Origin of the sequence: Ectobacillus ponti (assembly GCF_024294785.1) — a bacterium.
Taxonomy (GTDB): Bacteria; Bacillota; Bacilli; order Bacillales; family Bacillaceae_G; genus Ectobacillus; species Ectobacillus ponti.
The window spans coordinates 1-505 of the sequence record NZ_JANCLT010000127.1; the positions used below are offsets into that span (position 1 = coordinate 1).

At 56.4% G+C, this 505-nt stretch carries 1 pseudogene; it reads left to right on the forward strand.

Annotation, left to right across the window (positions count from 1 at the left end):
• Positions 1-34 precede the first annotated feature (34 nt).
• Positions 35-493 (forward strand): annotated as a pseudogene (locus tag NK662_RS23480) (phosphotransferase); the annotation flags it as partial.
• Positions 494-505: the final 12 nt, after the last annotated feature.

Here is a 505-nt window from a genome sequence, read left to right on the forward strand (position 1 = left end):
CCATAAGATCATCCTTTAGGCAAAGCAATTCCAAAAAGTCCGTCACCTCATCCAAAAGCATTTCGGCTCCAACAATGTCCTGACGGACAATGGCCGCATAACAGCGGTCATTGACTGGAGCGAGGCGATGTTCGGGGATTCCCAATACGAGGTCGCCAACATCTTCTTCTGGAGGCCGTGGTTGGCTTGTATGGAGCAGCAGACGCGCTACTTCGAGCGGAGGCATCCGGAGCTTGCAGGATCGCCACGACTCCGGGCGTATATGCTCCGCATTGGTCTTGACCAACTCTATCAGAGCTTGGTTGACGGCAATTTCGATGATGCAGCTTGGGCGCAGGGTCGATGCGACGCAATCGTCCGATCCGGAGCCGGGACTGTCGGGCGTACACAAATCGCCCGCAGAAGCGCGGCCGTCTGGACCGATGGCTGTGTAGAAGTACTCGCCGATAGTGGAAACCGACGCCCCAGCACTCGTCCGAGGGCAAAGAAATAGAGTAGATGCCGA